We start from the raw sequence: 10,975 nt of genomic DNA on the forward strand, positions 1-10,975 counted from the left end.
GCTTGGGTGGATAGTGACACACACCACCGTTGCCGTCAGGCAGTCCGCAGGCGCCCCAGGTAGGCATCCAGCTTGTAGCGATCGAGGTGATAGAAGCAAATCACCTCGTCACCATTGCCCGCCAGCACCGGCACCATATCGTTGTACTTGGCCTCAGCGGCGTCATCGTCGTCAATATCGAACCAGATCACATCCAACTGTAGATCCGGCGCCAGCAGACGCAATTCCTCGCGCATCTGCTGGCACAGGCTGCAATATTCCCGGCCATACAGCGTCAGCAGTGCCCGCTCAATCATCGCCCTTGTCGCCCTTTTCCGGCATCTTCAAGGTCACAAACAGCGAAGCCTCACCACGGCGCAAGCGCAGCGGTATGCTGCCGCCGGGTTTCACCGCTGTCAGGGCATTGTCCAGTTGGCTCAGCGAGGCCAGCTCATCGCCGCCTATGCCTACGATAAAGTCACCAGGCTGTATGCCAGCACGACCGGCCGAACCACGCACCTCAACCACCTGCATGGCGAACTTCACACCCAACTGCTTGAGCGTGCGGGCATCCACCTCGCGTATGGTCAAGCCAGACTTGCTGACGCCTGCCTCGGTCTTGGGCTCGGATTTACGCTCGCGCTGGGCCGAACGGCCATCAGCCGGCGTTTCCAGCTCTGCCACGGCGATCGTGACGGTCTTGCCAGCCTTGTCACGCCAGATCTCCATCGGCACGCTGCTACCCGGCTTGGTCCCGCCCACGATACGCGGCAAGTCAGATGATTCATCCACCGCCACACCGTTGAACTTGAGGATAACGTCACCCGCCTTCAGTCCAGCCTTGGCTGCAGGGGAGTCCGACTCCACATTAGTGACCAGGGCGCCCTGCTTGGCCTTGAGGCCGAAGCTCTCGGCCAGCTCATCGCTCATGCCCTGTATGCCGACACCTATGCGCCCACGGGTAACCTTGCCCTGACGCTTGAGTTGCTCGGATATCTGCACAGCCGTATCGATAGGGATGGCAAAAGACAGCCCCATATAACCGCCAGAGCGGCTAAATATCTGGGAATTGATCCCCACCACCTCGCCGCGCACATTGAACAGCGGGCCACCCGAGTTGCCTGGGTTCACCGCCGCATCGGTCTGGATGAAAGGCACGAAATTCTCATCCGGCAGATTGCGCCCCTTGGCGCTGACTATGCCGGCGGTCACGCTGTTATCAAGACCGAAGGGCGAACCGATGGCAATGACCCATTCACCAACACGCAGCTTTTCGCTGGAACCCAAATCCACCGTCGGCAGACCCGTGGCTTCAATCTTGAGCAAGGCCACATCGGTACGGGCATCCGAACCCACCACCTTGGCCTTGAATTCTCGCCGGTCTATCAGTTTGACGGTAATTTCATCCGCATCAGCCACCACATGGGCATTGGTCAGCACATAGCCATCGGCTTCAATGATAAAACCAGAGCCAAACGACTGGGCGCGCTCTTCCCGTGGCCGTGGAGATTGCTGCGGCACCGGGAAGCCAAAGCGCCTGAAGAACTCCAGGGTTTCGTTATCCATACCCTGAGCCGGGTTGCGATTGGCCCGCACAATCTGGGTGGTGCTGATATTCACCACGGCACGGCCCTCACGCTCAACCAAGGCGCTGAAATCAGGCAATCCTGCCACCAGGGGCGCAGCCGTTGCTGCCACGGTAGGCGCAACGGCAACAGGCTTGGCAGCGGGTTGAGCAGTGGCTGCTTCAGTGCAGGCAGTAAGACCGCAAGTGAACAACAAGGCGGTCAACAGGCTGTGTTTCATACCGATCTATCCTTTTTCTCGTTGACTGACTAGAAGGTGTGGACAAGGTGATTGCTGCTCAGCAGAATTTCAAGTGACCCGCTGAAACAGGCAAATCTATGACGAGAGCTAGGAGCCCGGCCTTGCCGGCCAAGTTCCCGATTGCTGTCGGCTTGCGACAAGCCCCCTGAAAACCGCGACGAACTGCATCATGGCTCAGCGGACGGAAAAGGCCTGGGTAAAAAGCTGCACCGTGCGCAATGGCACTTCACCCAGTGCGGTGACACGCCAGCCGTCGGCTTGGCGCGAATAGAAATTCACGGTCTTGTTACTGCGCGACAAAGGCAAGGCAACAGGATTGCTGCTGGCGGGCTCGACAAAGACCGATACTGTCGCCATGCCATCGCTATAGAGGAAGTGCTGTACAGGGTCGGCCTTGCCCGGGAGCTTGCTGAGAGCCTCCTTGACCAGACGGAAGCCACTGGGCAAATTCGCCATCACGAACTGCGAAGCGCCCCCCAGCGGGGCGGGTAAGGCCTTGGGCAAAGGCTGGGGCTCCAGCGGCAGAGCCTTGCTGGCCAGCACCGATTTCAGTGCCCGCTTGTCTATGGGCCCACCAATATCCAGCTGTGTAAAAACAAAATGTTCCAGCAAATCGCCACGCTCAGGCGCAAACATGGTGCTCTTGAGCAGCAAGCCCGTATTGGTTTCCAGGCATAGCTGATGCGGATTGCGCAGCTTGTCCTTAGGTTCCAGCAGGACGGACTGGCACTCATACCCCGCCACCCGCTCCACACCCAGGCGCTTAAAGCTGTAATTATTCAGCACATCCAATATCTGATCCGGTATGACGCCGGGAAAGAACTTGTTCGCCGCACGCCTATCGAGCATGAAGGGACGGACATTGGGGAGATAACAGGTAATCTGGTCGTTATTGCGGACAAACTCACGCGGGATACCGTCCAGCGACTCACGCCGTTCCTGCTCACCGCCTGCATCGTAGGCATGTACCAGACGGAAGGTCTCCATCACATCGGTATGGTGATAGAGATAAACGCCGCTGTAATTGAGTATTCGCGCCGATACCGCCATTCTTTTGAGCAAGCCGGCGGATTCGGAAGAGGTAAGCAATTCTGCAGCTTGTACCGACGAGGCGAGCAGCAACAGGCTGCACAAGCCCATACGCAGTTTCATGGCAGGCTTAGCGTCACGCAAGATATTAGGGGTATCCGTTGGGATTACGCGGCGCGCCCGGCGCGCCGCTTGTATGGCGTATCAATGCGGGTCAATGATGACCCGCTGCCCGTTCCGCCTCAGCACCCGTCAAGATAACAGGCTTGTGGCTGAAACCGGGGTTGCCCGACATGGCCTGGTGAGCAAACAGATAGGGATTAACCTCCTCCACTACCTGCGGCGCGACCTTGATCGGCTGATTGGCCGCCAGCAACTCATTACCCGCTGGCGTACCCGGCACGGTCAAGCCGCGTGCGCTGCTGACATACCACGCGGTTGCACTGACCAGTACCACCGACGCCGCCATCGACAGCGCAACCCATCGCTTGTGTGGAACAACCATGCGCCGCCGCATGGCATTGGGTGCCAATATTGCAGGCTCCTGCTCCAGCCGCGTCGAAAAATTCGCCATGAAGTCGCCGGACAATACCGAGCGCTGATTCATCGCATCACCAATCAGGTGATAATCCCGCCAAACGTCGGCGCCCTCTTCCTGCGAGATAGAGGCCATCAGCGCATCAAGCTCGTGGTCATCCCACTCGCCATCTACCATGGCCGAAAGTTTTTCCTGCATTTTCTGCACCCGTCTACCCTGTAGGTTGTTACCAACGCCGATCTTTGCCGACTGATTCAATCATGGGCCGCAGCTTGGTTGCAATCGCTTCGCGAGCCCGGAAGATGCGCGAACGCACCGTGCCGATAGGGCAATTCATTACAGCTGCAATATCTTCGTAGGACAAGCCCTCCATTTCGCGCAAGGTAATCGCGGTGCGCAACTCCTCAGGCAGGGCTTCTACCGCTTGGTTCACCGTCGCCACGATCTGACGGTTCATCATTTCGGTTTCGGGTGTATTCATATCCGGCAACTGCGATGCCGTATCCAGGGTATCGCCGTCCTCATCCTCATACTCGGTAGAGAGCACAGGGCGACGCCCCAACGATGCCAAATAATTCTTGGCCGTATTGATGGCGATGCGGTACAGCCAGGTATAAAAGGCACTTTCACCACGGAACGCGGGCAAAGCACGGTAAGCCTTGATGAAGGCTTCCTGGGTAACATCTTCAATCTCGGCCTGATCGCGTATCATGCGGCTGAGCAGCCGGCCGATCTTGCGATGGTACTTGTTGACAAGCAGCTCGAAGGCTTTCTTGTCACCGCGCTGAACGCGCAGTACCAGTTCATGGTCGATATCCCGCTCACTCGACATGGTGCGTGTTTTCTCCTGGCTGACGGCGGCCGCCTGCGGCTTCACCGTCTCAACTGGGAGAACATGCGAGCTTTCCCGTGCTTTTTCAAGCTTGGGCGTGACCTTGCGTTCAGTGTTGGACGTAATGCCCAGACTGTCCAGCAAGTTTGCGGGCTGTAGTGTAATGGTATCCATCTTGAGTGGGCCTTTCCGCTCTCCTCCCTCGCGGGCACCTAGCAGTGACACTAGGCATCGCAGAAAAGTTCCGACAATTTTCGCCAAGATGGCAAAGACCGCGCAAATGCCATGGTTTTGTCGCCGCCAGCAGGGCGCAACGCTTTGGTATAGTGGCGGTTAACTCCTCTGAAGCCTGACCATGCAAGAATACGATGTACTGATACTGGGCAGTGGCCTGGCCGGCATGACGCTGGCCCTGCAATTGGCTGATACCCACAAGATCGCCATGGTAACCAAACGTAGCCTGACCGATGGCGCCAGCCAATGGGCTCAAGGTGGTATCGCTGCCGTACTCGACCAGACCGACAGCATAGACGAGCATGTGGACGACACGCTGGTCGCAGGCGCAGGCCTGTGCGACGAGGCCGCCACCCGTTTCATCCTGGAACATGCCCGCAGTGCCATAGAGTGGCTGATCGAACTGGGCGTTCCCTTTACACCAGACGCCGCCCACGAAACCGGCTTTCACCTTACCCGTGAAGGCGGGCACTCGCATCGCCGCATCATCCATGCCGCAGATGCCACGGGCGCCGCCGTGATTGCCACCCTGGCCGACAAGGTCAGGCAACACCCCAACATCACCCTGCTGGAGCAGCATATCGGCCTGGACCTGATTACCGGCAAGAAGCTGGGGCGGGAAGAGGCGGGCTGCCTGGGTGCGTATGTATTCGACAAGCAAGCCGACCGCGTCATTACCTTGCTGGCCAAGCACACCGTGCTGGCCACTGGCGGCGCCGGCAAGGTCTACCTCTATACCACCAACCCGGATACGGCCACTGGCGACGGTATTGCCATGGGCTGGCGGGCAGGCTGCCGGGTGGCCAATATGGAATTCATCCAGTTCCACCCCACCTGCCTGTACCACCCACACGCCATGAGCTTCCTGATTTCCGAGGCGGTACGCGGCGAAGGTGGCTTGCTCAAGTTGCCCGATGGCAGCCGATTCATGCCTGCCCACGATGAACGCCACGAACTGGCCCCACGTGACATTACCGCCCGGGCCATCGACTTCGAAATGAAGAAATATGGCCTGGATTGCGTCTATCTGGATATCAGCCACCAGCCGCCGGAGTTCGTGAAGGAACACTTCCCCACCATCTACCAGCGCTGTCTGGAGTTGGGCATAGACATCACCAGGCAGCCCATACCCGTGGTGCCGGCAGCCCACTATACCTGTGGCGGCCTGGTAACCGATCTGGCGGGGCGCACTGATGTAGCCCACCTTTATGCCATCGGTGAAACCGCCTGCACCGGCCTGCACGGCGCCAATCGCCTGGCCAGCAACTCCCTGCTGGAGGCACTGGTACTGGGGCGTGAGGCTGCAGAGCATATCGCCGCAGCAGAGCCCGCCCCGCAACTGGCCGTCCCGGCCTGGGATGAAAGCCAGGTCAGCGATGCCGACGAGGAAGTGGTGATCGCCCACAACTGGGATGAATTGCGGCGCTTTATGTGGGACTACGTGGGCATAGTACGGACCGACAAACGACTGGAACGTGCCGCCCACCGCATCGCCCTGCTCAAGCGCGAGATCGACGAGTTCTACCGCCACTTCAGGGTCAGCAACGACCTGATAGAACTGCGCAATCTGGTCGACACCGCCGACCTGATAGTCCGTTCCGCGCAAGTACGGCACGAGAGCCGCGGCCTGCACTACAGCAGGGACTATCCCGCAACCTTGCCGCAGGCCACTCCCACCATCCTGCCGGGACGCTGACCGGGCGTGCCGGCTTGCCTATTCAATGGCTTCCGGCACTGCAGCGCAAATGCGCCCAATAAAACCAGCGTAGCCGCTCTAAGCACCCCACCGCAGCCACGCCCGCAAACGGCGTAGTGCGTGGGCATCACTGCTATCCGGCCACAGCAAGACCCGCAGCGTTCGGCCGTCCGCCTGCCTAAAGGGCAAGACCAGCAAGAAGGCGTGGGCGTGGGCCCCCGGCAGCAATGTGGCCTCCACCTCGGCCCCATTGCAGCGCAAGCTCCAGCTGCCATCGGCCAGCAAACGCATGCCCACCAGTTGCTGCTGCCGCCCACGGCGATACCACGCAACGCCAGACAACAACACCATCAACGTTGCCAGCAACTGCCACGGCCATGCCATGGCGGCCAGCCAGGGCATGGGCAAGGCCAGCAGATGCAGCAGCAGCACCGCCCGTGGCGCCAGGCGCGATGGCTGCAGTACCAGTTGTAGCGGTGGATTGGTTTTCATGCGGTCCATGCGACAAGGGAGCAGCCTATGCCACTCCCTCGACTTGCTTGCGGTTGGCGCAGACTTACTGGACTTCCACGCTACCGGACACGCCTACCACAACCTCGCTGTCGCCACCCTCCATGGGCGGCGGCGCCACATCAGCGACGGCCATGGTACGCATGGCGCCAGCCTTGTACATGGGCTGCGGGTAGGAGCTGCTGGTATTCAGGTTGAGGTTGACCAGCTTGTAGCTCTTGCCACCCACACTCTTCTTCACCACTTCGGCACGGCTGCGGAATGCCTGGATGGCCTCATCCATCAATTCAGTCTCTACCCGCTCACGCGTCGCTGGCGCCACCGTAAACTGGATACCACCCAGTTGCATATTGGCCTGCAGCTTGCCAACCAATTCACCGATGGCCTTGAAGTCGGTCGACTCCAGCCTGATCTCGGCACGGCCACGCCAGCCATCCAGCCTGTTCTTGCTGCTGTAGATAGGATAGACACTGTTGCCATTGGCGGCGGCCTTGACGCTGGCGTAAGCCTTGGCTGTCTTGAGCGCCTCGGCAGCCGAACGATTGAGCTTGTCGGACAGCGCGCCCGCGTTGGCGTCGTTGTACTCCACATACAGGCTCGCACTGGCCAGATCATTGGTCACGGCACGGCGTGCCTCAGCCTGCAGGCTGACCAGGTTGTACTGTGGCACCATCTCAGCGGCAAACACACTGCCGGTCAACAGGGCCAGGGTAACGATACGGGCTAACTTGTTCATGCTTTTCCTCTCTCGGGTAGGGCTGTCTGGTCATCCACAACCAGACATCACGGCCAGTCTCGCATTGCTGGCCTGAATTCCGCCTGAATCAATGCAGGCCGTGGTCAGCCGTGGGGCTGTTGTGGATATCCTCATCCACGCTGTCCATCAACACGGTATGTATCTCCACCTCGAACCAGTCCCAGAACACCTTCAGGTTGCGGCTCTTGGGCCACAGCTTGCTGTCCTGCGCCCAGGACGCCAGTTCCATCTCGAACACCTTGTCCGCCATGTCATCGATATAGGCGATACCGTCTTCCTGCTCATTGACCTCCGGTATCATCAATACCGTGCAATCACTGCGTATATCGTCGAGGCTGAGCGTAACTTCGTTTTCTGGCAAGGCGTTGAGCCAGTCCAGAAAGGGCTTCTTGGGCTTGATGACAGCGATCGATCGATCAACAAAGTACATGTGGGGTTTCTCCAGGAAAGACACTAAGCGGCCGGCATGATTCGTTCCGTCTGCGCGAAATTCGCCATGTCCAGCCCCAAGCAGCATAGCATGGCTGGAAACCCCACCTCAGCATCGCTTAGAATCAATCGATAGACTCACGACAAGGGCATGGCATGTTTGATCAACGCACCTCGGGTAGACGACTGGTACGCTGGAAAGCCGCCGTCATCCCCCTCAACCAGCCCGACCGCATCATACAAAGCCATGCCACCGAAGTGGCACAGAAAGGGATATCCCTGTTCTGTACCGAGCAGTTGTTTCCTCATATCACCTACCGAGTCATCCTGCAGATACCGGATGCGATGCATATCAGCGTGTCCTACGTCGAAGTGGAAGGCAAACCCATCTACTCTTCGTTGGTGGGCTCCATGGGCGAATTCCGTACCGGCCTCAAGCTGACCGATGTCAGCAACGAGTACCGCACCAAGCTGGACCAGTTGCTGCGCGGCATGGGCTAGCATCCGGGGTCGCGGTCAGGCCGCCACCCATTCCGCCATCCGTACCAGACACGCCTCCCCGGCAGTCAGCAGGCGTGCATACGCGGCGGTATCCGCCCCGCCCTGCTTGGCAGCCTGCTCCAAGGCCTGCGAAGCCGCCACCCCTTCGCTGGACGCCAGCGCACCAAAGCTACCCTTGAGGGTATGCGCCAGTTTGGCCACAGCCGTCAGGTCACCCGCCTCCCAGGCAACTTGCAAGGCCATCCTGCGGGACGGCCACTCTGCGCTGAACAAGCTCGTCAACTCACGCACCAGGCCTGCATTGCCGCCACAGGTCTCCAGCGCCGCCTGGGGGTCGAAAACGGTATCAACCATCAAGGGGACCGGCACCGCCTCCTCCGCTGCTAACCGTGCCGGCTCAAGGCCTTCTGGCCTGATCTGCGCCAGCACCTGGCGCAGCTTGCCCACCGATATCGGCTTGGTCAGAAAGTCATCCATGCCGGCAGCCAGGCAACGCTCCCTATCCTCAGGCATCGCGTTGGCCGTCATCGCCACAATGGGTAGATGTCCATCCTCCTCCAGCGCCCGGATGGCGCGCGTGGCTGCCAGACCGTCCATCTCGGGCATCTGCATATCCATCAGGATCAGGTCGAAGGGCTGGCTCATGAAATGGTCCAAGACCTCGCCACCATGATGGGCTACCGTCACCTGGTGACCATCCTGCTCCAGCAAGGCACAGGCCAGTTGCTGGTTCATGGGATTGTCCTCGGCCAACAGGATGCGCAAGGGCGCCGCAGCAGGCAACGCCGTTGCAACGACCTCCGGCTCAGGCGCATCGCACAGTCGCAAGGGCAGGCAGAAACTGAATTCGCTACCCTGCCCAGGCACGCTTTGCACCTGCAACTCCCCACCCATGGCCCGTATCAGCCTGCGCGATATGGTCAGCCCCAACCCGCTACCACCATACCGCCGAGTAATGCTGTCATCCGCCTGCGAAAAGGCCTCAAAGATGCTGTCCAGTTTATCGGCCGGAATACCAATGCCAGTATCGCTTACCGATATCCGCACTACGGCCGAATCTGCCTCTATCTCGAGCGCCTCCAGATGCAGGTTTACCCTGCCCCGCTCAGTAAACTTGATGGCATTGCCCAGCAGGTTCACCAACACCTGGCGCAAACGTCCTTCATCGGCATCTACCCAGCGCGGCACGGTCACCCCCATGCTCATCGCCAGGCTCAAGCCCTTCTGTTCGGCGGTAAAACGCAAAAGCTCACTGGTGCGCGCGGCCAGGGCGCGCAAATCGAACACCCTGGCCTCAAGGCTGAGCTTGCCCGCCTCAATACGCGAGAAATCCAGTATGTCACCCACCAGCGCAACCAGGCCCTCGGACGAGAATCGCACTATCTCCAGGCGCTGCCGCTGGGTTTCGGTCACCTCCCCTGCCAGCAGCATGCCTGTCATGCCGACGATGGCATTGAGTGGCGTGCGTATTTCATGACTCATATTGGCCAGGAACTGGCTCTTGGCCCGGTTGGCCGCCTCAGCCTCCTCCTTGGCTTCCAGCATGCGACGTTCGATCAGCTTGCGAAAGGACAGGTCATACCAGACCGCCAGCAGCAATTGCCGCTCGCCAACCGTCACTGGTGACACGGTAATCTCCACCAGCAACTCACTGCCGTCCGAGCGCAGGAACTGCCACTCGTAGCGATGCCAGCCCAGTTTGAGCGCCCGCTCGGCATAGTCGACCGCCAACTGGCGCGAATCGCCGCCATCAGGTTGCCGGGGGGGGTAGAAACGGGCTGGATCGGTATCGATGAACTGCTTGCGGCTGGCCAGCCGCAGGGCCTGGGATGCCGCCCGGTTGCAGTCCACCACCCGACCACTCTTGGGATCGTACAGCGCCATGGGATTGGCAGACTGTTCAAACAAGACCCGAAACTTCTGCTCTGACTGCACCCGTTCTGATACATCCTGGGCCGTCAGCAACATAGCCATGCCGCCATCCACCGGGTCCAGCACGCGATGCAGGCTATAGCCATACCAACGTGGCTTGGGCCGGGCGCTGAACTGCCGCTCGCCCTGGTCCACACCGTACGCGACCGCAGCCTGCCAGATGCGCTCGGCCTCCCCCCGGCTGGGCAACAGGCTGTAGAAGCCGCCCTCATCGGTCAGCGCCAATTGCGAGAACGCGCGCAGGGCCGCAGGGTTTTGCATCAACACCTGCCCCCGCATGTCAAACATCACCACAGCCAGCGAAAAATGGAGCACCGCTTCCACACCGCGCAAAGCCGCCGGATCAATGACATTCGGCCCGCTGCGCTGTGCCTGGAAACACAGACCCTCACCGCCCTCCGGCAGGGTGACGGCCACCGCGGTCAGAGCAACCTGGGTGGGCTGGCCGCGCGGATAGAGCGTCCAGTTGGCCTGCCCCGTGCCCTTGCTGGCAACGGCCTGCTGCAGGGCACGCAGGCGGGTCTCCGCCGCCGCCGACAGGTCGGACAGGTCGCGCGACAGCAGTTCGGCCTGGCTATCCGCCAACCATAAGCTTTCCGCAGCCGCATTGGCCCAGCGTATGCGCTGCCGTGCCAGGTCATAGACCCAGACCGGCACCTGCAGCCACTCATATTGCTTCAAGCTGTCCCAGGCTAGCGGCTGCATGCAGCA

General features: G+C 60.1%; 11 protein-coding genes. 2 read left to right on the forward strand and 9 right to left on the reverse strand.

Annotated features, from left to right (window positions below; genetic code table 11):
* Positions 1–35: 35 nt before the first annotated feature.
* The 5 genes from QWZ03_RS05235 to rpoE all read right to left on the reverse strand — a co-directional run bounded on the left by QWZ03_RS05235 (position 36) and on the right by rpoE (position 4,205).
* Entirely contained in the window at positions 36–296 is a 261-nt protein-coding gene (locus tag QWZ03_RS05235) for a glutaredoxin family protein (protein WP_284197532.1), read from the reverse strand.
* The gene (locus tag QWZ03_RS05240; RefSeq protein ID WP_290331775.1) at positions 289–1,785 is read right to left on the reverse strand and encodes a DegQ family serine endoprotease; all 1,497 of its coding nucleotides are present in this window, start codon (positions 1,783–1,785) and stop codon (positions 289–291) included. The genes QWZ03_RS05235 and QWZ03_RS05240 overlap by 8 nt, the downstream gene beginning before the upstream one ends.
* A 195-nt stretch (positions 1,786–1,980) precedes the next feature.
* The gene (locus QWZ03_RS05245) at positions 1,981–2,958 is read right to left on the reverse strand and encodes a MucB/RseB C-terminal domain-containing protein (RefSeq protein ID WP_284197534.1); all 978 of its coding nucleotides are present in this window, start codon (positions 2,956–2,958) and stop codon (positions 1,981–1,983) included.
* Positions 2,959–3,049: 91 nt separating this feature from the next.
* Positions 3,050–3,631 (reverse strand): sigma-E factor negative regulatory protein, encoded by a 582-nt coding sequence (locus QWZ03_RS05250; protein WP_290331776.1) that lies wholly within the window; start codon positions 3,629–3,631, stop codon positions 3,050–3,052.
* Positions 3,600–4,205 carry an RNA polymerase sigma factor RpoE gene (rpoE, locus tag QWZ03_RS05255; RefSeq protein ID WP_284197649.1) on the reverse strand — a complete coding sequence of 202 codons (606 nt, stop codon included), beginning with the start codon at positions 4,203–4,205 and terminating at the stop codon, positions 3,600–3,602. The genes QWZ03_RS05250 and rpoE overlap by 32 nt, the downstream gene beginning before the upstream one ends.
* A gap of 355 nt (positions 4,206–4,560) precedes the next feature.
* Between rpoE and nadB the strand changes: the two genes are divergently transcribed.
* Positions 4,561–6,135, forward strand: coding sequence for an L-aspartate oxidase (nadB, locus tag QWZ03_RS05260; RefSeq protein WP_290331777.1), 1,575 nt, complete (start codon positions 4,561–4,563; stop codon positions 6,133–6,135).
* Between the two features lie 78 nt (positions 6,136–6,213).
* Here the strand turns inward: nadB and QWZ03_RS05265 are convergent, their stop codons facing one another.
* From QWZ03_RS05265 to QWZ03_RS05275, 3 genes are all read right to left on the reverse strand, one after another.
* Positions 6,214–6,627, reverse strand: coding sequence for a protein YgfX (locus QWZ03_RS05265; protein WP_290331778.1), 414 nt, complete (start codon positions 6,625–6,627; stop codon positions 6,214–6,216).
* Positions 6,628–6,691: 64 nt separating this feature from the next.
* Positions 6,692–7,381, reverse strand: coding sequence for an SIMPL domain-containing protein (locus tag QWZ03_RS05270; RefSeq protein ID WP_290331779.1), 690 nt, complete (start codon positions 7,379–7,381; stop codon positions 6,692–6,694).
* A gap of 88 nt (positions 7,382–7,469) precedes the next feature.
* Positions 7,470–7,832 (reverse strand): hypothetical protein, encoded by a 363-nt coding sequence (locus QWZ03_RS05275; protein WP_284197539.1) that lies wholly within the window; start codon positions 7,830–7,832, stop codon positions 7,470–7,472.
* Between the two features lie 155 nt (positions 7,833–7,987).
* Here QWZ03_RS05275 and QWZ03_RS05280 point away from each other — a divergent pair, with 155 nt between their 5' ends.
* Entirely contained in the window at positions 7,988–8,332 is a 345-nt protein-coding gene (locus QWZ03_RS05280; protein WP_284197540.1) for a hypothetical protein, read from the forward strand.
* Between the two features lie 15 nt (positions 8,333–8,347).
* Here the strand turns inward: QWZ03_RS05280 and QWZ03_RS05285 are convergent, their stop codons facing one another.
* On the reverse strand, positions 8,348–10,969 hold the full coding sequence (locus QWZ03_RS05285) for an ATP-binding protein (RefSeq protein ID WP_290331780.1): 2,622 nt from the start codon (positions 10,967–10,969) through the stop codon (positions 8,348–8,350).
* Positions 10,970–10,975: the final 6 nt, after the last annotated feature.

This window comes from Chitinimonas viridis, from assembly GCF_030409555.1.
GTDB lineage: Bacteria > Pseudomonadota > Gammaproteobacteria > Burkholderiales > Chitinimonadaceae > Chitinimonas > Chitinimonas viridis.

Bases quoted from the DNA above. Each gene is read 5' to 3' on its own strand.
- QWZ03_RS05235 (WP_284197532.1), bottom strand. From the start codon at position 296: ATGATTGAGCGGGCACTGCTGACGCTGTATGGCCGGGAATATTGCAGC.
- QWZ03_RS05240 (WP_290331775.1), bottom strand. From the start codon at position 1,785: ATGAAACACAGCCTGTTGACCGCCTTGTTGTTCACTTGCGGTCTTACT.
- QWZ03_RS05245 (WP_284197534.1), bottom strand. From the start codon at position 2,958: ATGAAACTGCGTATGGGCTTGTGCAGCCTGTTGCTGCTCGCCTCGTCG.
- rpoE (WP_284197649.1), bottom strand. From the start codon at position 4,205: ATGTCGAGTGAGCGGGATATCGACCATGAACTGGTACTGCGCGTTCAG.
- nadB (WP_290331777.1), top strand. From the start codon at position 4,561: ATGCAAGAATACGATGTACTGATACTGGGCAGTGGCCTGGCCGGCATG.
- QWZ03_RS05265 (WP_290331778.1), bottom strand. From the start codon at position 6,627: ATGAAAACCAATCCACCGCTACAACTGGTACTGCAGCCATCGCGCCTG.
- QWZ03_RS05270 (WP_290331779.1), bottom strand. From the start codon at position 7,381: ATGAACAAGTTAGCCCGTATCGTTACCCTGGCCCTGTTGACCGGCAGT.
- QWZ03_RS05275 (WP_284197539.1), bottom strand. From the start codon at position 7,832: ATGTACTTTGTTGATCGATCGATCGCTGTCATCAAGCCCAAGAAGCCC.
- QWZ03_RS05280 (WP_284197540.1), top strand. From the start codon at position 7,988: ATGTTTGATCAACGCACCTCGGGTAGACGACTGGTACGCTGGAAAGCC.
- QWZ03_RS05285 (WP_290331780.1), bottom strand. From the start codon at position 10,969: ATGCAGCCGCTAGCCTGGGACAGCTTGAAGCAATATGAGTGGCTGCAG.